The organism is Alkalibacillus sp. S2W (assembly GCF_046764385.1).
Classification (GTDB): Bacteria; Bacillota; Bacilli; order Bacillales; family Alkalibacillaceae; genus Alkalibacillus; species Alkalibacillus almallahensis.
Genome location: NZ_CP177234.1, coordinates 956,365 through 977,793, shown reverse-complemented (window position 1 = coordinate 977,793; position 21,429 = coordinate 956,365). Strand labels below are relative to the sequence as shown.

The window sequence follows — 21,429 nt, the reverse complement described above, 5'->3', positions numbered from 1 at the left end:
TTTATAAAAAAAACCTTCAGCTTACAATCATTTTCTCTGATTATACTAAAACGTTCATAAACTGTTAAAGACTGCACATTGACGAATCCCGTCAAATACTTGAAAATAGAAGAGATGATAACATTAAAGGAGTCCCATCCATGGAGAACTACGGAAACGACAAAAAACTCGATACCTTCCTATTATTCGTAATGGTGAGTCTCATTACGATTGGAATTATAACACTTTATTTATTGCAACCACATTTGCGAGGGGATTTATCGAACATCGATTTTTATATACAACAGATAACATGGTTCGTGATTGGCGGAATAGGGATTGCGGCGATTATGTTACTAGATTTTGACTTTTATCGTAAACTAGCTTGGCCTCTTTATTTTTTAGGTGTAGCTATGCTTGCCGGGCTATTTGTATTTGCTGTGGAAATTAACGGTTCTTATAGCTGGTATCAGTTACCAGTCGGTTCCCTACAACCTTCTGAATTTATGAAAGTTTTTCTAGTTATTACGTTGGCACATGTCATTACGTCACATAATGAACAGTGGACTGACAAAAATTTAAAATATGATTCTATTTTGCTAAGCAAGATTTTAGGTTTAACCATACCTCCTCTTGTCCTTATTGTTATGCAGCCTGATTTGGGTTCAGGTATGGTTATCCTCTCGATTGCAGGGTTTCTTATCTTAATATCTGGTATTCGCTGGCGTTTCATTTTTTCATTAATTGGGATATTGGCGGTGTTCAGTGGCATTTTAGTCACAGTATACTTAATGTTTACAGAACAATTCGTGAACTTCTGGATGGATACCCCATTTAGACACGCTGTATACCGTATACAAGCTTGGCAGAACCCACATTTATATGAAGACGGTTCAGGCATGCAGTCTATCCGCTCCATGCTTGCAATTGGGTCTGGCGAGTTGTTTGGCAAAGGACTAGGTAATTTTCAGCTATCAATTCCTGAGCAACATTCAGACATGATCTTCACCGCTATAGCCGAACAATTTGGTTTCATCGGTTCAAGTGTCGTGATTATTTTGTATTTCCTATTAATCTATCGGATTATTCAAATTGCGCTTGATTGTCGCGATCCATTCGGTACTTATTTAGCAGTCGGCTTTGTCGGTATGTTCTTTTATCAAATTTTCCAAAACATTGGCATGTCCGTTCAACTCTTACCACTAACTGGTTTACCACTACCATTCCTGAGTTACGGTGGTACATCTTTACTGGTCTATATGGCAGCCATTGGAATTGTCTTGAATATCCATTCACGTAAAAAAGATTATATGTTCGAAACAGAATAGCCAGGTGCAGCAATGCACCTGGCTTTTTATAATAATTCGATTAATTCATGTGGTGTTTTCGCATACGCTGTAATCTCTTGACCCGAAATAGGATGGATAAATTTTAACCACTTACAATGAAGTGCTTGACCCACTAAATCATGTGATTCACTACCATAAAGGTCATCGCCAATTAATGGATAACCTAAATGCGCCATATGAACACGGATTTGATGGGTTCGACCTGTTTCTAACTTCAGCTCAACTAACGAGCGATCATGCCCCGCCAATTTAACTCGGTAATGCGTCACAGCTGGTTGACCGTCTTCACTTACCCTGCGCTCAATAATTGATGGCAAATGGCGCGCAATGGGCCATTTAAGAGCCCCTGACCCAGACAATAAACCTTCAACAACCCCTTCATAGCATCGATCTATACTCACTTGTTGCATTAAATGATGACTATAGCGATGTTTCGCGATCAAAACGAGTCCAGATGTATATCGATCTAATCGTGTGACGACGTGTCCTGTAGTCTCGAGTCCCTGTCTATCAAAATAGCCCAGAACAGCTTCAATTAAGGTAACACCTGCTTCATCATTCATATTTGGGGTTACAGCCTTGCCCCGCTCTTTATTGACGACCAAAACATGTTCATCTTCATACACGATACTTAACAGCTCTTGTTTCGGCTGAAAGGCCTTACTTCGCTGTTCTTTAGGCAAAACGACTTTAAGTACATCCATGTGATTAAGACGCTTTGCTATTGTGACCACTTCACCATTAACTTCGATAACGCCAGATTGTTTCATGGCTTTTATCAGTTGACCTGAAAAAGCTCGCACATGCTTTAAATAATCACGTACGAGCCAATCATCATAAGTTGATTCGATTGTCCATCTAAATTCCATAATAACTCACCTAAAACTCTGTACTCTCATCCGAAATAAATGAATCATGGACACGACTCCAAAACGGGAATGGGCGGAATCGCGCAAATCTTACTTTTTCCTTCGAAACACGACACTGAATACTATGCACATGATTGAATGTCATTGTTAAATGATCAATCGTTATTAAAAAGTTACGTTCACTTTTAGGCTTCATAACTGCTGTATGATGTTTCGGCAAAATTAGAGGTGAACCTACCGTACGGAACACACGATTGTTTATGGATGCCATTTCCGTTATTTGAAAAGCTTCAAGTGACGGGTGAATAATGGCACCGCCTAACGCTTTATTATAAGCTGTTGAACCAGATGGTGTCGAAATACATAAGCCGTCACCACGGAATGTTTCGAAATGCTCCCCTTTAATTTCAACGTCTAATACGACCGAGCCTTCTGCTGTCTTCACAGAGACTTCATTCAAAGCTAAATAACAATGCTCTTCGTCATAATCAGCTGGACGAATGGTTAACTCTAATAATGGATACTCAACAACTTGAAACGGTGTTCGAGCTATCTCAATAATTAATTTTTCTAACTCTTCTGGTACCCAATCTGCATAGAAACCGAGATGTCCTGTATGAACACCAATAAATGCTGTTTTATCAAGACGATGAACATAACTATGAAACGCTTCAAGTAACGTTCCGTCGCCTCCAATTGAGATGACGAGATCTGGTTCCTCTTCATTGTATTCTAAATTAAACTCAGATAAGTAACTCTTGAATTTTGACTCAAGTTCCTTTGATGTTTGATCGCCCCGGCTTTGTACTGCAAATTTCACATTGATCCCACCTTTTAATTTAGCAACGACTGATTATTCTTTCGTTCTTCTGAAATATTCTTGTGCTTCGCGAATCTCTTGTCTGATTTTCGACATTTCTTCATCTAAACGGAAAGCCGCTTCAGCAGCATTGCGTAATCGTGTTGTAACATCCTCAGGTATTTGCCCTGAATATTTATAGTTTAATGAATGTTCGTTTATTGCCCAAAAATTCATGGCTAATGTTCGAATTTGGATTTCTGCTAAGATTTTGCGTTCACCGTGAATCGTTTCAACTGGATATCGAATGATCACGTGATATGAGCGGTAACCACTCTCCTTGTTTTTCTCTATGTAATCTTTCTCTTCTGCAATTTCAAAGTCTTGTCGTGCACGAATCATTTCGACGACTTCATATATATCATCAACAAACGGACAAACAACTCTTAAGCCCGCTATATCTTGAACTTCTTCTTCAATTTTAGGAATCGGAATTTCACGCCGTTTGGCTTTATCGACGATACTCGTAATCGGCTTCACCCGACCTGTTACAAACTCGATGGGAGAATGTCTGGATTCATAATCGAATTGCTTCCGCATACCTTTTAATTTAATCTTTAACTCATCAACGGCTTGACTGTATGGTGCTAAAAATATATCCCATTTCAACGTGTCTCCCCCACTTTCCATGATGTCCTAATCATCTATATTGTATCATAATTTGGCAGGAGCCATAATCGTTGAATCTAACAAATTTATCCGTCATAATGAAAATTAGTGTTAAGCGAGGTGAACAAGCATTGCAAGAAATCGAAATTGAATTTAAAAATCTACTCGAACGCGATGAATATAACAATTTAGTTGCTCATTATATGAATGATTTAGAACCTATAAGACAAGTGAATTACTATTTTGAAACAAATGATTTTCGCTTAAAACAACAAGGTGCTGCTCTCCGTATTCGTGAGAAAACAGATGCTTATGTTGCAACGTTAAAACAACCTGTCGAAAACGGTTTACTAGAAACGCATGACACCTTAACGGAAGAACAATTTAAAGCATGGTGTCAAGATGAAATCACTTTAGGTGACAATATCCGTCAGCAGTTAAACGCTATAGGAATCGAAGAGTCAGACATTCGTTATAAAGGTCAGCTTACGACCTATCGATATGAGCGGCAAGATCATGACATCATCCTTGTCCTTGATTACAGTGATTACAACGGCATGACTGATTATGAACTAGAGGTTGAGGCCCCTAGTATGGATCAAGGTCAAGCATACTTTCACAATCTATTAAGTCAATTTAACATTCCTGAACGTCATACACCGAACAAAATTGCCAGGTTTTTTCAAAGCGTTAACTAGTCATATTAATTGATATGACGCGCCGACGTTGCTACAATATTGAAAAAGAGAGGGATTTCTATGGCACACCAACAAGGTAACGTCTACGAAGCCATTGGAGGAGAAGCGGCAGTCCAACGAATTGTCGATGCGTTTTATAAACGTGTTGCCGAACATCCGGACTTAACACCAATTTTTCCAGACGATTTAACCGAAACGAAACGTAAACAAAAACAATTTTTAACCCAATTTTTCGGTGGCCCACAACTTTATATTCAAGAACATGGCCATCCGATGCTTCGCGCACGTCATATGTATTTTACCATTACACCAACGAGACGTGATGCATGGTTAAGTTGCATGGAAGAAGCGCTTGAAGAAGCTGAGATTGAAGAACCTTATCGTAGCTCGATTTTTGAGCGTTTAACGATGACAGCTAATCATATGATGAACACACCGGAATAGAGAGATCGAAAGGGGAATCGATGTGGTGGATCAAACAGCGAATGTCATGAACAATCTTGCATCGAATGATAATTCCCAAATTGACTTCTGTAACTTACTTAATAAACCCGTCGAAATATACTTTTTTGTCGACCCATTATGTCCAGAATGTTGGTCGTTCGAGCCTTATATCAAAAAATTAGCGATGGAATACGGTTGTTATTTCAAATTAAGAACCATTATTACGGGTAAATCGACTGAAATGAATATTTCGTCACTTAACCGTTCCGATAACATTCAGTATTCGTGGCGAAAACTATCACAACGAACTGGCATGAATTGTGATGAAGCTATCTCAAATAATAATCCTGTTTCCTCCCCGTTATTAACATCGCTTGCGATCAAAGCAGCTGAATTACAGGGACACCGACTAAGCACGGATTTTTTACGGAAATTACGCGAGTATTTATTCTTAGACCAACAAAACGTTTCAGATGAATCCGTTTTATTGGAAGTTGCTGATAAAGTCAATTTGGATGTAGATGAGTTTTATCATGATTTATATTCAAACACTGCAAAAAAAGCGTTAAAATGTGATCTTCATGTGGCACAAGAAATGGGTGTTGACCAGACACCATCCATTGTTTTGTTCAATCAAGAAGAAACCGAGGACGGTTTGAAAGTATCTGGTATATACGATTATGATTCTTATGTGAAGGCTTTATTTGAAGTGATGGGACGTGCAGCACGTCCAACTGTTAAACCTGCACTCATTGATTTCTTATCTCACTTTAAATTTGTCGCCTCAAAAGAAATTGCGGTTGTATTTGATTGGAGCGAAGAGAAAACAGAACGCGAATTAAAGAAACTCCAACTAACGCGTAAAGTCGAACGTATCCCCGTCAAATACGGCACATTTTGGAAGTACATTGAATCAAATTAGGCATAACTTATGGAAAAGCACCATATGATGAGTATCAAAAAAGGAAGCGATGATGATGATCCGACTCCTCTTTTGGTTGATACTGATTATAGGTGCTTTTTTATTGAATACACTCGGCATGATGCAATTAATACCACGTTTGATCAGCATGCCGCTTCTGTTTCTGGTACTATTTTTATTTATTGCCTCATTCACCCAGAAAAATTCATTCCGCAAAAAGTTTTGAAATAAATAAGCTTATTTATTTCAAAACTTTCACCAGTTATTTCAAAAATCCTAGAATTTATCTCATAATTTGGCTAACTTATGAAATAAATCAACAGGTCAAAAAAATGCAGGCGGTTTATGCCGCCTGCATTTTTCATTATTCATTTAATAACGCTTCAAATTCATCTAATTTTGCATCAAATACGTCTAATGCTTCTAAAATTGGTGCCTTCTCTGTCATATCCACACCAGCCTTCTTCAGTACATCAATAGGGTCTTCACTACTTCCTGCTTTCAAGAAATCTTTAAATTTCTCTACGGCTGGTTCACCTTCCTCTAGGATCTTAGCGGCTAATGCTGTCGCTGCTGAATAACCCGTTGCATATTGATAAACATAATAGCCCATATAGAAGTGTGGAATGCGTGCCCATTCAAGTCCGATTTTTTCATCAACATGAACATCGTCACCGAAATACTTCTGGTTTAGCTTATAATAAATATCGGTTAATTTTTCAGCTGTCAGCGCTTCACCTTGTTGCTCACGTTGATGAATTTCATGTTCAAACTCAGCAAACATCGTTTGACGGAAAACAGTTCCTCGGAAACCTTCTAAGAAGTTATTAAGTAAATAAAGTTTCTTCTGTTTACTATCAAGCGTCTTTAGCATATGGTCATTTAACAATGCTTCATTAGCTGTTGAAGCAACTTCAGCCACAAAAATAGAATAGTTACCATAACGAGGTGCTTGATTCTGATGCGTATAATAACTGTGTAATGAGTGGCCTAACTCATGAGCCAATGTAAATAAATTATCCACATTATCCTGCCAATTCATAAGGATATACGGATTGGTTAAATAACCGCCAGATGAGTAAGCACCACTGCGTTTACCTTTTGTCTCAAGCCAATCGATCCAACGTTCGTTATAACCTTTTTGAACAATGGAGGTGTACTCTTCCCCTAATGGAGCTAAGCCCTTAAGAACCCAATCCTTTGCTTCTTCAATCGTCACATCCATTTTCTCATCAACAAGCGGTGTATAGATGTCATACATGTGTAACTCATCAACTTCAAGCATACGTTTTTTCAATTTCATGTAACGATGAAGTGACGGTAAACGATCATTAATCGCTTCAAGTAAATTATCATAAACTTGTTCTGAGATATTATTCTTATCTAACGCCGCTTCTCGTGCTGAATTATAATTGCGCGCCTTCGCAAAGAAGTTCGCTTTCTTCACTTGCCCACTTAAAGTCGCGGAAAACGTATTTTGGTACTGACCAAACGTATCATACATCGCATCAAATGCTTGTTTTCGGACATTGCGATCTTTTGAGTCTAAAAAGTCACGAAAACGACCGTGCGATAATTGCGTCTCTTCCCCATTTTCATCTGTAATCGTTGGGAATTCGATATCAGCATTGTTTAACATACCAAACGCATTACCAGGTGTCTGTGTGACCTCAGAGACTTCTGCTAATAGTGATTCTTCTTTCTCTGATAAAACATGAGGTCGCGACTTCATAATGTCACGTAATGTTTTTTCATAGTGCTTCAGTTCATCGTTATCAGCAATAAATTTCTCAATTGTCGCATCATCCATGGCCAATATTTCAGGTGTTACATAACTGAACGCACTCATAACTTGTGTAACAAGTGACGTTGCCCGTGCGTCTTGATCCTGATACTGACTATTCGCTGTATCTTGATCTGAACGCATGTGTGAATAGACAAACACTTTTTGTAAGCGTATTTGAAAATCATCTTCTAGTTGTAAAACCGCTAATAAGTTATCAGATGACTCGGCGATCTTCCCTTTATATGCTGTAATCTTAGGTAATTCATCATGTAAAGCTTGTAGTGCTTCTTCCCACGCTTCATCCGTTTCGAAAATGGCTTCCAAATCCCAAGTCAATTCAGTTGGGACTTCCTCTCTCGTTTTGATCTCCTTCGCCATTATGTAACCTCCCACAATCGTAATTTTTCTTACAATTCACTATTTTATAAAAGTTATATCAGAATGTAAAACAAACTACTTAACTTTTTCATTCAACATACAGTTAAAAAGTTGATTAAGTGTTGCCTCATCTTGTTCTAGCGCTTCATCTAACGTTTTAGGAAAAATCACATCTGCTTTCTTAACAAAATGGCTAGGGCTCCGTTTTTCTAATAAATCAAGCGAAACGAGTGTGTCTAAGTAACTATAAAGAGGATGGCGAAATGAAGTTGGATAAGCTGCAGTGAGACGATTTTGAAAAAAGACCCGCATCATATCATAAACATCATACCAATTCAGTTCATCTCCCTGTTCTAATTCATTAAAAAGATCGATTATAAACGATGTTTGCCAAATATAAACTGGTGTCTGATCTAGGTGATAATTTGCAACGGGTAAATAAATACAGGAAGGTAAAAACTGAGGATGAAGTGAATGAGTGTATAAATAGTTCATATAGTCTTCTTCAATTTTGGAAGCGAATTGCCGCTGTTTAGAACGAAAACGCTTTTTTTGAAATAACCATTGTTGGAGATTAATTGATTGAGAAGCTTTAGAAGCGAAAATCTGGGGAATCGTCCAGTTCGTAACCCTATCACTTCGAGTTGTGGTAAAAGCATTGTGCTGATGAACGAAGCTAGTTTCATGCAGGTGTAATGTATAACTTTTTGGTTCGTAAGTGAAAAAGCGAGGTGTTTTAGCATAAGGGTGGTGTAATAATGAAGCGCGAATTACAGGTGCTACCCGATAAAAAGATTCTTGGTAAGGTTTATGGTAACCAGGACCAAATATCCAAACACAAACAATCCCCTGTCTCATATAATCTTCCGTACGAATACGCAATTCTTCTGGTTCAAGCGGTGAACACTGATATTCAAAAGCAATGTACGTATCATTTATCTTTGTTAAAACATCTGCTCGGCGATCAATGGATTGAATGTATTGTTCTAGATAAACAGGGTAACTTTGTCGGTGTAACCAAGTGGCTATATGCATTTTCCCTTGTAGGTGGGTTTCTGTTTCGCCTTTGCCATAAGCACATGAGGCATCGTAGTCATGGGCAAAATGCGGAATGTTAATGGAGCCGGCTTTTAAAATGACTGGTTTTTGACAAGAAGGACAAACTAATTTTTCTTCACGTAATTGGTTTAGTCTCTCTTTAGACTGGCTAAACGCAATGACGGATTGACCATTTTCTTTCATTGCTTTCAACAATAGGCATCTCTCCTTACATTTTTATCATTCGCTTATCACCACTGCATCATAGTAGTGGTGACAATAAGCGAAAGAAGGATTCCATTACTCGAATAAGAATCGAACGTTTATTAAACGAACTAGGATCGATTTCTCGTGACTCATCAAAATCTTGACGGAAATCTTCTACTAACTTTGCGGTGCTATCCGTACGGAATAAAAAGGCATTTACTTCAAAATTTAAGTGGAAACTTCGCATATCCATGTTCGATGTTCCAATTGAGGCTAACTCTTCATCAACAATGATAACCTTACTATGCAAGAAACCTCGGCTATACTCATAAACCTTCACTCCAGCTTCCATCAATTCTGGATAATAAGAGCGTGAAGCATGATAAACAATTCTTTTATCAGGTACACTTGGCATCATTAAGCGCACATCCACTCCACTTAAACTAGCTACTTTCATTGCGGTTAAAATATCATCATCAGGTATAAAATATGGCGAAGCAATCCAAATCGACTTTTTCGCTGAAATAATCATGGAGAAATATAATTTCTTTATGTTTTCCCATTGAGTATCTGGACCGTCAGCAATTAACTGAATACCGCCAGCTTCACTATGTGTAATTACAACTTCTGGTGAAAGATAATCTTGCGTTAACAAATGTTCATTCGTCTCATAATACCAATCTTGTAAAAAGATCAACTGTAACGTTCTAACCGCTTCTCCACGAACGAATAAATGCGTATCACGCCATTCGCCAAAATGTGCATTACGTCCTAAATATTCATCACCAATATTCAGTCCACCCATGAAACCTTGTTCCCCATCAACCACAATAATTTTGCGGTGATTTCTAAAGTTAATTCGGCTTCCGATAAAAGGTAATCTTACTGGAGCAAATGCTTTAAGTTTAACACCCGCATCTCGTAAATCTTGTTTAAAGCCATCCGACAAACGCCAACTTCCAACAGCGTCAAAAAGAAAGCGTACTTCCACACCTTCTTTGGCCTTCTCAATTAACACGTTTTTTATCTCTTGACCAATCTCATCATGTCTAACAATGTAATACTCTAAATGTATATGGTGCCTCGCTTTTTTTAAAGATTCTAAAATAGCTGGAAATTTCTCTGACCCATTCGTTAACACCTGGGTTTGCGAATTGAAAGAAACAGGTGAATTTCCTAGTTCATGCGCTAGACGGAAGAACATTTTCTGATGATCGCCCATTTGGTTTAGATCTTCTTCTTGAATAGGCCGATGCCCTTCAATTTTATTAAACGCTTCCTCGTCCTGTTCTTGCTTTTCATCGTAACGTTTTCTTTTTTTATAGTTACGACCAAAAATTAAGTAGAAAAAGAATCCTAATACAGGAAACGCAGCAAAAACAAGAATCCAATTAATTGTCTGAGAAGGCTGGCGATTTTCAATAAAAATCATAAATCCGATTAAAACTGCTGATATCGTCACAAAAAGAGAGAACGTCGTAATAATTCGACCTTCCCAAATTACGTAAGACAAATACCCAGTTGCAAATACAATCACAGTAAATACCAGCACTTGAATCCATTTCAACATATCGTCAAAGCCTCTCTTTTTCCCTCAAGTACATCCCTTTGTTATGTTAATAATCTTAGCGTACAAAATTTGTCACATTTTTTCAACCAAACAAAATTTTTGTCGATTTAAAATAATAACAATAACGCCTAACATTAAGTTCAGTTTTCTTATATTTTAGAAATAACCTATTTTTCATTCGATTAAACTTTTTTTCCAAAATCAAAACACCTTAGTTTGAATTGCCAAGTATAAACCATACTGACTTAACCACTTATAAATTTAAAAAAGCAAGCTTGCCTACTTACAAGCTTGCTTTATAGTTATTAAAAATGTGTTCTCAACTGCTTCATAGCATCATCTTCAAAGATTTCTACACCATATTCTGTTAGATAGTGTTTCGTCATGGCGGACTCTTCACCAAATTCAAGCAGACGACTGATATAATCTTCCTGCTCATCTTCACTTAAGAAGCCATTTGGAAAGCCGACATGAATGAAATATTGATCGTCAAATGCAAATAGTCGATCGGTTACAAAGCGTGTATCTTGAACTGATTGACTTAATGAAATGGCATCTTCAATGTCATTAAATGTGACCATTAATGTTAAATCATCATCAAGATGTGTTTTCTTCTTTTTCTTCTGACCTTTGTTCTCGTTTGATGCTTTTGAATCTTTTGAGAAATTTTGGTCCATAAAATTCTCTAACTCGTGTGTCGCACCTTCACTATTTGGATCATCAGCATCTGGTAGTTCTAACTTGTTACCATCTTTGGAAATCTGAGCCTTAGTTACAACAATTTCTAATCCTTTATCCATTGCTTGAACTTGAATCCATAATGGACCATCAACACTGAAGTCCTCATGATCATTCACTTCATCCATCATATCCCAAAATAATTCTTCGCCTTTTTCCCTGTTATACCAAATATCTTCGCGTGTGAAACCACGTTCTTCAATATCTTGATATGATATATAAAATTTTAATGTGTTTTCATTAATTCTTTCTATTTCCATTGTTTTTCCTCTCCCTTCTTACCTTTAAATACTACTTGGGAAGGACTTACCCGATTATCTTAATATAACAATACCCGAAAGTCATTGCCTTCAATCATGTCATAATGATTTTGTCTTAATCATAATTTATGTTAAGTCCATTTTTTTTGAAAATGTTTTTGACTAGCTTTTTCAAAATTCCATGTTCGCCCGTGTATGAAACAAGCTGTCCCACAATTCAAATAACAATGAATTTCTGTATTTAATCCATAATTGTAAAACATATAGAACTATTTGTCACGCCAAAAAAGGAGGTTTTTCATGGAATTTTTATTAGAATTAAATTGGGATATAATAAAAGCTTTATTTATTATAATCGGTATCGACTTAATTCTTGGTGGCGACAATGCAATCGTAATCGCCATGGCTAGTCGAAAACTACCTGATCACCTTCAACAAAAAGCAATCGTTTTCGGAACAATACTCGCAATTGCCTTCCGTTTTATTCTTGCTACAATCGCCATTTATTTATTAACGATGCCTTATGTCCAATTAATAGGTGGTCTACTGTTATTCTACATCGCTACCCAGCTATTACGCGACCAAGATGCTCACGATCATCCAGATATTCAATCATCAACAACTTTTCTAGGTGCTGTCAAGACGATTATCATTGCTGATGTTGTGATGGGCTTTGATAATGTTCTAGCTATTTCAGCTGCAGCTAATCAAAATGTTCTACTCATTTTATTCGGATTGATCGTCTCTGTACCGCTCATTATCTTCGGTAGCCAAATTATTCTTAAGCTTATGAAACAATACCCTATTATGATTTATCTTGGCGCAAGTTTATTAGCCTATACAAGTGCAGAGTTAATTTTAAAAGAAGAAAAAATAGAAGCTGTTTGGACAAGTATTCCTTATCATACCCTCACATGGCCACTATTAATGGTTACACTCGTATTATTAATCGGCTACCTCAGTAGGAAACCAGCTATATAAGAAAGACAAAAAGCCGAACCATTTGAAAATCAGGTCCGGCTTTATTTATATCTCTGTAAACTTAATTAACTAAACGCTTTGCTTCTTCTAGTTGGAAAGAACGCACATTACGTGGTAAGAATCGACGAATTTCATCTTCGTTATATCCGACCTGCAGACGTTTCTCATCCATAATAATTGGACGACGTAATAAGCCTGGATTTTCTTGAATTAAGTCAATTAAATCCTTAAGTGGCATCTGATCTAACCCCACGTCTAAAGTTTGGAATACCTTAGACCGTTTTGAAACAATCTCGTCAGTTCCATCCTCTGTCATACGTAAAATCTCTTTGATTTCGTCTTTGGACAATGTATCTGAGAAAATATTTCGTTCTTCAAATGGAATTTCGTGTTCCTCTAACCAAGCTCTCGCTTTACGACAAGACGTACAACTTGGTGATGTAAATAACGTTACCATGCCATTCACTCTCCTTTTATCGGCTTAAGACATGAAACAAATCGATTAAAATCGATTTAAATTTAGAATTGCTCTAATCTAATGTACTTTTAGTATACAATAAAACTATGTAATTGAAAAGAGCTCTCAATTAGTTGTAAACAAAAAGTCACATTTTAATTTCGCCTTAGTATTGTTTTACCCGACTTACACAAATTTAAACCTAAAAATTACATGTTTTTTATGTCGCATAAACAAAATTAAAAGCAATATCTTACTTATATACTTATTTAAAGATATGACACGAAAATACGTTCGCTTTAATTCAGTATAACATAAAACAGTCATATGCCATAGGTCTTTTTTAACACTTGTTAATAAGTAGAATGTTAGAAAATGAACTTTATTTCTGTATTTACACATAAATTTCTCTTCGAAGAACTTTCAAAAGGACACTTAAGCTAATAAGAACTAATACTACTGAAATCGAGTAGGAGGAGGTGATTAACCTCCGACCTCTCACACCACCGTACGTACGGTTCCGTATACGGCGGTTCAATTTTATTTAAACACGTACTTTCTTATAATGTTGTGCAGAGGAGACTAGCCCGAATTGGGCTAGTCTCTTGTTGGTTATTGTGGTTGTAAGAATCCAGGAGTAAGCGGTGCGAACCGCACCTTTACTTGTATAGCTGTTTCTGTAAGCATTGTATTTACTCATGCCTAATTTAATTAGATTCTTTCTCCTGTTCTTAGGTGTTTTCCACTTTGTCCATATGCACGCTCTTAGGCGAATCCTCGTATGGGAGTCAACACGGTCCAAAAGGCTTTTCATATAACCTATCCTAAAGTAATTAACCCAACCTCTTATGAGTTGGTTAATCCGTTCCACTTGATACTTCGTATCAACACTCCAATTTCTTTTGGTTAACTGTTTCAGTTTATATTTGAACGTTTCGATGGATGTCTGATGTGGCTTTGCTTTATACTCATGACTTTGGTAATCTATAAAGAAGCCAAAACCAAGAAACTTCAAATCAGGGTTATTGGGTTTGGTTACTTTTGATTTCGTTGTGTTGACGGTCAGGCCAAGCTTCTCTTCGATAAATGTTGATACCGAGCGCATAACGCGATTCGCGGACATCTCGCTTTTGACCATAATGATACAATCATCAGCGTATCTAACGAAGCGAAGGCCTCGATTGTCGAGTTCTTGGTCTAACTCGTTCAACATAATGTTACTTAACAACGGGGATAGATTGCCACCTTGTGGTGTTCCTATGATGGTCTCCTTATACCCTTCATCTAATTGCACCCCACTTACTAGAAATTTTCTAATGAGTGAGATCACATCGCCATCTTTCACCGTTCTCGAAATAAGGTTCATAAGACGGTCATGATTGACCGTATCAAAGAAACGTTCAAGGTCTATATCCACCACCCATTCGTAACCTTCATTCATAAATTCAAGTGACTGACGTATCGCCATTTCAGCGTTTCGTCCTGGTCTAAACCCATAACTATGTTCATGAAATTGTGGGTTAAACTTGGAAGTTAGAACTTGTGTTATTGCTTGTTGAATAACCCGATCAACCACAGTTGGAATGCCTAGTAGGCGAACTCCCCCATTATCTTTAGGAATCTCAACCCTTTTGACTGGTGCTGGTTGATACTCTCTTCGTTTGATTTGGCGGATGATATTCTTTTGATTTTCCACCATATATGATGGCAACTCTTGAATCGTCATGCCATCCACACCAGCAGCACCTTTGTTTTTAATGACGCGTTTTTGTGCCTCGTCAAGATTATCTTTCCTAAGAATCAAGTCCAACAGTTTTTCATCGTACATGCTTGTTACTTCCTTTCTTTCTCGTAAAGATGGTATCCACTTTAACGCGGTATGCCAGTGGTCTTTTTCCTCTTCCAATCGAGATTTCCGTAACCATAAAATTGTTCAGCCCTTCGCTCTTTCTAACTTTCGTTAGATGTCTTCACTACTACGGCTTCAGCTGACTTCTCATCATCCAAACTTATATCACTACAAGTCTTTGATGTAGATAATGAGACCTCCCTGGTTAAGGTGCGAGCTCTTTCTCTCCATCTATCTGCTATATTTACACCGCATGATATGAGTAGTTATAGGACTTCAACTTCTTTAGCAGTCTTATCCTCATACGTTGCCTCTTATATAGTTTCTATTCGTCAGACCAGAGATTTGTCTAGGGCTTCCTTCAGATTCCATGTCACCATGGACACCCTTGCCTTCGACTATGTGCTTACCACTACCAGGTCGCACTCAGGACTTTCACCCGTTAGAGCTCACCCATGCCAGGCAAACTAAAAGAAAGCAGGTCCAAAATTAAGGACCTGCTTCTTCTTATACACCTTTAGGTTCTTTCAATGCATCGAATAAGTCATCTTTCTGTTCTTGGTCAATCGTTAGTACTTCTTCAACTGGCTGATAAGATTCACCATAGATTTCTTCGTCTTTATAAGTATGAATTTCTTCATATAATGTACGCATTTGTTCATAAATCATATCTTCTGAAGCCTTATCAGGTGACCAGAACAAAATTTCTAATGTATTGAGTTCATTGGTTGCTAAAGATCGGCGCGTATACCCGATGGATTGTGCATGTTCAAACCCTTCACGCTGATAAAAGCGTAATCGTTTAGCTGTATCAGTATCTTCGTAATCAACTGGTTCAACTTCTAAAATAATCGGCTTATTTCGTTCCTTTAATTGATCAAGTAGTTTTTGGCCCATTCCTTGACCTCGTGCTTTTGGCGAAACGTATACATAATCAATAAAAATGAATGCATCAAATTCAGCGTACATCATCACGTGGTGCTCGCCTTCTTCTTTATAATAAACATCGCTTCTTTCTTTTAATAACCGCTCCATATGTTCCTTAGATTTCATTTCTTCAACCGGAAAGTATTCATTTAACTTTTCATACCAGTTCATACATCTGCTCCTTCTTCGTTTTGTTATGTTTAGCGTTCGTTTAATATCCAATCTTTATTATATAGTTTTAGAAAAATTGTGTTAAACGGCATTAAGCTAGAATAATCAAGATTAAATGCCGTTTGTCACGACTGCTTAGCCTTCAACTGATAATCCCTTAAATATACAGCTATAAACGTACACATTCATTAAAATAGAACGAATTTGCTTGTTGAAATATCTTAAAAACAAAATAAACGCTTTATTCTAGGCTTTATCACGCTACTGTGATGACGAACTAAACCCTACAAGTTTTTAAATTATTTGCTTCGGTTTTTAAATTTTTGCTTTTAGTTATTAAATAAATCTCCATACTTATTTAATAACTTTACGAACTATTGAAATACATTCAAAAAAAACCTTGGCAATTAATTGCCAAGGCTTACACATCATTATTTCGGGTCAAAATTTGTTCCTTCTGTATAGTTATTATTTGCATTCCATAATAAATATTCGTAAATGCCGTTGTCGTATAAGGCTTCAATTTGAGCTGTTACTTCATCAGCTCCGTAAGTGAATGTATTACCTGAAGAATATAACCACGATGCTGTAAAGTCTTGCAACCACGGGCGAGAAGTTGGTGCGTCTTCTAATTCACCTAACAACTCATTCTCTGATTTGGCATACTCATTCACGAGATTATATGGCTCACGGTCTGGTTCACTAATCCCAAAGTACGGAGTCCAATGACTTGGATAGATCATTGAAGAAATGACATCAACATTTTCCGAAATGCCAAGGAAGTTCTGACCAATGCCAGGTGCATCACCAATTGTTGCCGTATAACCGAAAATATCAACAGATACATCAATATCATAGGCTTCCAATTCTTCATAAGCATACTCAACGAAATCATTAACCGCATTCACTCGTTCACGAACATTATCTAAGCTTGCATCATCATAATCTCCGCGAGAATAATTTAATTCCTCGTCCCGATGTTCAAATCCTTCTGGAAAACGAACATAATCAAACTGAATTTCTTGGAACCCTAATTCAGCAGCATCCTTAGCGACCTCTATGTTGTAGTCCCAAACATCCTTAACAAATGGATTCACAAACGCCTCATTCCGTCCATTCTTCCAAACGTCGCCACCTTCTTTAAATGACCATTCTGGACGTTTCTCAGCTAAGGCTGTATCTTTGAATACGACAACACGGGCAATCGGATAAATTTCTTCTTTTTCTAAACGCTCAAGCATCACACGTGGATCTTTAATATAATTCTCCGATACATCGTGCGCCACGTGATCCTCATTCATCTCATACGTCACTTTTCCGTGGTCGTCCTTAACATCAATAACCATCGAATTAAGTGGCGTATCATTCACGAGTGATACTAATTCATCGAATCGATCACCACCAGCAGAGTGACCTGTCACATAAATACCGCGTACATTCTCTGGATACTCAAAGTCTAAACCTGAATCATATACAAAACGCGGAACAGGATCAGGAAGTACTTTTTTCTCTAAAGCATGGTCATATGTATGATGAAAGGATACTTTATCTCCCTCTGATTCACTTCCATCATCCGCCGCAACCGGATTAACCAACAAAAAAGCCATGACACCCAACAACGCCAACACAACAAGCTGATACTTTCTCATGATTTATTCCCCCCCAGATGTTTTCTCTATATATCTATTATAATCTGTTTTACACACGTTTTGTTGAAAAACTATAAATTTTTTCAATTAAATTTTTGTGACCATTCAATGAAATAAAACTTGCAGGATTGAACGATGTTGCCTATAATGTAGTCAACTACATATTATTGCGCAATGAACGAGGATTGTAAGACTAAACCGCTATCAACAGTGAGTCTGGTGAGTGAGAACAGGCGTTAAGTTTTGTTGGAAATTGGGGCCTCGGGAGCTGATTTATTCCGTGTAGCGAACGATACATCGCTTACTTAAGTGACCTTTAATTAGGTAACAAGGGTGGCACCGCGATTCCATTCGTCCCTTTTCGTTGGGAGAGTGGATTTTTTTATGATTAATAATAGTTGAGGTGATTCATATGAGTACGATTTTTTCAGGGATTCAACCAAGTGGCTCATTAACGATTGGAAATTATTTAGGAGCGCTTAGCCGTTTTCCCCAGATGCAAGATGATTATAAGTGTTATTTCTGTATCGTTGATGAACACGCCATCACAGTACCGCAAGACCGATTAAAATTACGTGATCAAATCCGTTCGCTTGCAGCCCTTTATTTATCGGTTGGTATTGATCCTAAGCGTTCAACACTATTTATACAATCAGAAGTACCTGCACATACACAGATGGCTTGGTTATTACAATGTGTGGCATACGTTGGCGAACTTGAACGGATGACACAATACAAAGACAAATCCACTGGTAAGGACGGTGTATCAGCAGGGCTGTTAACCTACCCACCACTAATGGCAGCCGATATTTTATTATATTCCACAACTGTTGTTCCAGTTGGTGAAGATCAGAAACAACATATCGAACTAACACGTAATTTAGCAGAGCGTTTTAACCGCCAACATAACGACATTTTAACCGTGCCTGAACCTCATATCCCAGAACAAGGTGCTCGTATTATGTCATTGCAAGAACCGACGAGTAAAATGAGTAAATCAGATGATAATCAGAAAGCAACGATTTTCATGCTGGATGAACCTAAGCAAATTGAGAAGAAGATTAAGAGTGCTGTAACTGATTCTGAAGGTGTGGTTGAATACAAACCTGATGATAAACCTGGTATCTCAAACTTATTAAATATCTACGCTGGTTTTTCAGGAGAGTCAGTTGAAGAAATCGCTGAAAATTACGCTGGTAAAGGATACGGCGAATTTAAACAAGACCTTGCTCAAGTTGTTATTGAAGGTATAGAGCCGGTCCAAAAGCGCTATTACGAACTATACGAATCAGAAGAATTAGATGATATCTTAGATCAAGGTGCAGAACACGCTAATAAAGTAGCGAATAAAATGCTCATGAAAGCGAAAAAAGCAATGGGCATTGGCCGCGTTCATTTGAAAAGATAAACAGGAAATCCCGCGAAATTGAACTATACCCCAGTTAGTGGACTTATTAAAAAAAAGTCCCTAGCTGGGGTTTTTTCTTTTTCAGACATTGTTCTATTTCAGTTATATCGAGATATCTAACTAAGTATTCTATATTATGTATTTAAATTAGACTTTATTAAAAACCCAAAGCGTACAACTGCTTCAATAACAAACGAACCACCTAACACCATATAAACTAATGATTCGGATAACCCATTCCAAGCTAAATATAACCAAGCAACTCCAAGGATCAAAATAAAGCTATGAAAAATGATATCAAATAAGAGAAAACTCTTTGTATTCATATAAACCCTCTCTCAATAAATTAATTATGTCTCATAATTTTTATTTGGGTACCTTTTCACCTACCACTTCTCGAATAAAGTAGAAAAAACATCAAAAATGTGTGAAATGTAAATAAACACATTAAACGGTTCGGTATCCTTATTTTTTAAAAAATTCTGGAGACTGAAATTGATAGTGATAACATATATGTTAAACTTTAGGTAATAAAAAGATTGAAATGTAGTAAAATCAAAAAAGGTGTTGATCGTTGATGCGTAAATGGATCATAATCGCAATCTGGACTTTTCTTAGCATTTTTGTTGTTTTGTCTGCTATTGCCATTGCAACTTACTATGCTTTCTAGCTTCGTTTAACCCATCTTACTCACAAAATTATTGCACCAGAAAAAATTCACCTATTTAGATATAGTGGAGAACCGATAACATTTAAATTCATTTATTACAAGGATGCTTCTGGTGATATTTTACATTTATAAATACAAACAATCAATTCAATGTGTTAAAATTCAGATATAAATCTGACGGAGAGGTGACTATGAAATATTGTAAAACCTGTCAAAAACCAATCGATTACTTTAAACTAGTCGACTTAACACTTCCACCCTTGGACCGGGAAAAGCTAATTCATTGTTCACATTGTAGGACGAGTTATCGACTAACAACTGCATCATTCTTCACATGGCTAATTATAATTGTTGTCTTTTTATCAATGTCTTTGTTTGCATTTAGCATCGTATTCTATCGTTATTCTTTTTATAATATGCTAGCAGAAACGTTCGTCTTCGCATTTGCCATGTCAGGTTGTTTAGCACTCATCTCACCTTTATTTTTACGCTACAAATCCGGTGCTCATTTTAATGAAACCATTTAAAAAGTGATGAGCCTAATCAGCTCATCACTTCTCCAGAACATTTTTCTTTTGTTGTTCCATTTCCCATAATCGCTCAAAAAACGGTTGGCCCTTTGCCATCTTTTCACACACTTCATCATGTTTCGTTCCCCAACCATGTTTCGCTGCATCCACTAAATAAGTGTATCCTTCTTCAAAAGTCATTTGCTGAATACGACTATATTCCTCCGGACGCCATTCTGTTAACCAATACCGTAATTCATCTAGCCGTCCAGATTGACCAACTTGATCAATCATCAACATTAATAAATGTTTAAGTTGACGTTCTTTACGTGTTAAACCTGTCATATACTTCGGTTCCAGCGATAATAAATGACTTGTAACGGATTTCCGCTTAGGTTTAAATGAAAAATCTTGTGGTGTTTTATGTGAAATCAAGTCTAAAATCAACCGTTCCTGACGCGGAATCACCCGACTTTTTCGTACTGGAATTTGATAACCAAGTGTATCCACTACAAGCACATGTTCATTGTCTGTGATGACAAAGCAATAATCTAACGCAAGCCTCTTATGCTTTTTCTTTAAATAAGCCCTTTTATAGACAGCATCTAATAAGGATTCCGGCAAATCTGACATATCGTTTTCTATGTAATCGAAAAGAGCTTGCGTCACATACACAACGGGTACTTGGTCCAGTAATTCAATTGAGTCTTGTTTGCGCCATTCATAAAAATGGCACACATTATAACCGTTTTCCTCGCCTTCAAACCAGTTCACCCAAATATCATGAACATAGATCATCGTCATCCCTCACTTTGACGTTTTTCCATTTATGCTCATTATCACCAAGTGGCACATTTTTATTCCTAATTTTATGAGCCGAATGGGTTTTTATACATAGCCAATATAATGAAAATAACGCCAATTGGGAGCATGTAGCATTCTGGTCGTTTGTAAACAAACATTAGAAAATCAATAAAATTCATCCCTACCGGCAGAAAATTCATATAACCAATTAACGAAACCGCTCCTACACATGTGAAACCAAACCCTATAAAAAATAAAAATAACGCCCACATACGTGCATCTCCTATTCTTCGATGCC

Annotated in this window: 22 protein-coding genes; 8 read left to right on the top strand and 14 right to left on the bottom strand. The window is 37.1% G+C overall.

Annotation, left to right across the window (positions count from 1 at the left end; genetic code table 11):
• Positions 1-140 precede the first annotated feature (140 nt).
• Positions 141-1,307 (top strand): FtsW/RodA/SpoVE family cell cycle protein, encoded by a 1,167-nt coding sequence (locus ACKXGF_RS05355; RefSeq protein ID WP_411955189.1) that lies wholly within the window; start codon positions 141-143, stop codon positions 1,305-1,307.
• A gap of 26 nt (positions 1,308-1,333) precedes the next feature.
• Here the strand turns inward: ACKXGF_RS05355 and ACKXGF_RS05350 are convergent, their stop codons facing one another.
• The 3 genes from ACKXGF_RS05350 to ACKXGF_RS05340 are packed head-to-tail and all read right to left on the bottom strand — an operon-like array spanning position 1,334 to position 3,686.
• On the bottom strand, positions 1,334-2,197 hold the full coding sequence (locus ACKXGF_RS05350; RefSeq protein ID WP_411955188.1) for an RluA family pseudouridine synthase: 864 nt from the start codon (positions 2,195-2,197) through the stop codon (positions 1,334-1,336).
• A 10-nt stretch (positions 2,198-2,207) separates the two neighbouring features.
• A complete protein-coding gene (locus tag ACKXGF_RS05345) occupies positions 2,208-3,017 on the bottom strand; it encodes an NAD kinase (RefSeq protein WP_411955187.1) in 810 nt (269 codons plus the stop codon).
• 33 nt (positions 3,018-3,050) lie between these two features.
• On the bottom strand, positions 3,051-3,686 hold the full coding sequence (locus ACKXGF_RS05340; protein ID WP_411955186.1) for a GTP pyrophosphokinase family protein: 636 nt from the start codon (positions 3,684-3,686) through the stop codon (positions 3,051-3,053).
• A 50-nt stretch (positions 3,687-3,736) separates the two neighbouring features.
• On the opposite strand from ACKXGF_RS05340, the gene ACKXGF_RS05335 reads away from it, so the two are divergent.
• The 4 genes from ACKXGF_RS05335 to ACKXGF_RS05320 are packed head-to-tail and all read left to right on the top strand — an operon-like array spanning position 3,737 to position 5,960.
• Entirely contained in the window at positions 3,737-4,363 is a 627-nt protein-coding gene (locus ACKXGF_RS05335; RefSeq protein WP_411955185.1) for a CYTH domain-containing protein, read from the top strand.
• A 60-nt stretch (positions 4,364-4,423) separates the two neighbouring features.
• On the top strand, positions 4,424-4,807 hold the full coding sequence (locus ACKXGF_RS05330) for a protoglobin domain-containing protein (RefSeq protein WP_411955183.1): 384 nt from the start codon (positions 4,424-4,426) through the stop codon (positions 4,805-4,807).
• A gap of 22 nt (positions 4,808-4,829) precedes the next feature.
• Positions 4,830-5,729 (top strand): ClpXP adapter SpxH family protein, encoded by a 900-nt coding sequence (locus tag ACKXGF_RS05325; protein WP_411955182.1) that lies wholly within the window; start codon positions 4,830-4,832, stop codon positions 5,727-5,729.
• A gap of 9 nt (positions 5,730-5,738) precedes the next feature.
• Positions 5,739-5,960, top strand: a complete 222-nt coding sequence (locus tag ACKXGF_RS05320; protein WP_411955181.1) for a hypothetical protein — start codon at positions 5,739-5,741, stop codon at positions 5,958-5,960.
• Positions 5,961-6,093: 133 nt separating this feature from the next.
• Here the strand turns inward: ACKXGF_RS05320 and pepF are convergent, their stop codons facing one another.
• The 4 genes from pepF to mecA form a co-directional block, all read right to left on the bottom strand.
• Positions 6,094-7,893 (bottom strand): oligoendopeptidase F, encoded by a 1,800-nt coding sequence (pepF, locus tag ACKXGF_RS05315; protein WP_411955179.1) that lies wholly within the window; start codon positions 7,891-7,893, stop codon positions 6,094-6,096.
• A gap of 75 nt (positions 7,894-7,968) precedes the next feature.
• The gene (locus ACKXGF_RS05310) at positions 7,969-9,147 is read right to left on the bottom strand and encodes a competence protein CoiA (protein ID WP_411955178.1); all 1,179 of its coding nucleotides are present in this window, start codon (positions 9,145-9,147) and stop codon (positions 7,969-7,971) included.
• A gap of 46 nt (positions 9,148-9,193) precedes the next feature.
• Positions 9,194-10,708, bottom strand: a complete 1,515-nt coding sequence (gene cls, locus ACKXGF_RS05305) for a cardiolipin synthase (RefSeq protein WP_411955177.1) — start codon at positions 10,706-10,708, stop codon at positions 9,194-9,196.
• Between the two features lie 305 nt (positions 10,709-11,013).
• Entirely contained in the window at positions 11,014-11,706 is a 693-nt protein-coding gene (gene mecA, locus ACKXGF_RS05300) for an adaptor protein MecA (RefSeq protein WP_411955176.1), read from the bottom strand.
• 300 nt (positions 11,707-12,006) lie between these two features.
• Between mecA and ACKXGF_RS05295 the strand changes: the two genes are divergently transcribed.
• Complete coding sequence (locus ACKXGF_RS05295) at positions 12,007-12,687, top strand: TerC family protein (RefSeq protein WP_411955175.1); 681 nt, start codon at positions 12,007-12,009, stop codon at positions 12,685-12,687.
• 61 nt (positions 12,688-12,748) lie between these two features.
• On the opposite strand, the gene spxA is transcribed toward ACKXGF_RS05295, so the two are convergent.
• The 4 genes from spxA to ACKXGF_RS05275 form a co-directional block, all read right to left on the bottom strand.
• On the bottom strand, positions 12,749-13,144 hold the full coding sequence (gene spxA / locus ACKXGF_RS05290; RefSeq protein ID WP_167263884.1) for a transcriptional regulator SpxA: 396 nt from the start codon (positions 13,142-13,144) through the stop codon (positions 12,749-12,751).
• Between the two features lie 544 nt (positions 13,145-13,688).
• The gene (gene ltrA, locus ACKXGF_RS05285) at positions 13,689-15,050 is read right to left on the bottom strand and encodes a group II intron reverse transcriptase/maturase (RefSeq protein WP_411954141.1); all 1,362 of its coding nucleotides are present in this window, start codon (positions 15,048-15,050) and stop codon (positions 13,689-13,691) included.
• A gap of 450 nt (positions 15,051-15,500) precedes the next feature.
• Positions 15,501-16,091 (bottom strand): GNAT family N-acetyltransferase, encoded by a 591-nt coding sequence (locus tag ACKXGF_RS05280; RefSeq protein WP_167263882.1) that lies wholly within the window; start codon positions 16,089-16,091, stop codon positions 15,501-15,503.
• Between the two features lie 431 nt (positions 16,092-16,522).
• Positions 16,523-17,740 (bottom strand): putative glycoside hydrolase, encoded by a 1,218-nt coding sequence (locus ACKXGF_RS05275; protein WP_411955174.1) that lies wholly within the window; start codon positions 17,738-17,740, stop codon positions 16,523-16,525.
• Positions 17,741-18,152: 412 nt separating this feature from the next.
• Here ACKXGF_RS05275 and trpS point away from each other — a divergent pair, with 412 nt between their 5' ends.
• Entirely contained in the window at positions 18,153-19,148 is a 996-nt protein-coding gene (gene trpS / locus ACKXGF_RS05270; protein ID WP_411955173.1) for a tryptophan--tRNA ligase, read from the top strand.
• 134 nt (positions 19,149-19,282) lie between these two features.
• On the opposite strand, the gene ACKXGF_RS05265 is transcribed toward trpS, so the two are convergent.
• Positions 19,283-19,474 carry a hypothetical protein gene (locus ACKXGF_RS05265; protein WP_411955172.1) on the bottom strand — a complete coding sequence of 64 codons (192 nt, stop codon included), beginning with the start codon at positions 19,472-19,474 and terminating at the stop codon, positions 19,283-19,285.
• A gap of 535 nt (positions 19,475-20,009) precedes the next feature.
• Here ACKXGF_RS05265 and ACKXGF_RS05260 point away from each other — a divergent pair.
• Entirely contained in the window at positions 20,010-20,345 is a 336-nt protein-coding gene (locus ACKXGF_RS05260; protein ID WP_411955171.1) for a hypothetical protein, read from the top strand.
• A gap of 24 nt (positions 20,346-20,369) precedes the next feature.
• On the opposite strand, the gene ACKXGF_RS05255 is transcribed toward ACKXGF_RS05260, so the two are convergent.
• A complete protein-coding gene (locus ACKXGF_RS05255) occupies positions 20,370-21,125 on the bottom strand; it encodes a DUF3603 family protein (protein ID WP_411955170.1) in 756 nt (251 codons plus the stop codon).
• A 71-nt stretch (positions 21,126-21,196) separates the two neighbouring features.
• Positions 21,197-21,403, bottom strand: a complete 207-nt coding sequence (locus tag ACKXGF_RS05250) for a hypothetical protein (protein WP_411955169.1) — start codon at positions 21,401-21,403, stop codon at positions 21,197-21,199.
• Positions 21,404-21,429 lie beyond the last annotated feature (26 nt).